The organism is Microvirga pakistanensis (genome assembly GCF_004458765.1).
GTDB classification, from domain to species: Bacteria; Pseudomonadota; Alphaproteobacteria; order Rhizobiales; family Beijerinckiaceae; genus Microvirga; species Microvirga pakistanensis.
In genome coordinates this window covers 1-223 of record NZ_SPJX01000310.1, presented here as the reverse complement: position 1 = coordinate 223, position 223 = coordinate 1, and the positions used below count along the sequence as shown (strand labels likewise).

General features: G+C 78.9%; 1 protein-coding gene. It reads right to left on the bottom strand.

Annotation, left to right across the window (positions count from 1 at the left end; genetic code table 11):
* On the bottom strand, positions 1 to 223 hold a 223-nt coding region (locus E4K09_RS16795), incomplete at both ends, for a hypothetical protein (protein WP_134498951.1).

Sequence of the window (223 nt, the reverse complement as noted above, 5' to 3'; positions counted from 1 at the left end):
CGGCGACGGAAGGCGGCGAGCGAACGGGTGCGCTCGTCGTCGTCCGAGGTCGCAGTGGCAAGCGTCAGGCGGCCGCGACGGCGCTCCTCGCCGGGCACGGCCCTCGGGGCCGTAGGGGGGGCGACGGGCTTGGCCGCGCCGGGACGGCGGGCTGTCCGCGGTGCCTCATCGTCGTCCATATCGACCGCCGGGCCACGGGCCGCGACCGGCGGAGCCGTGCGGG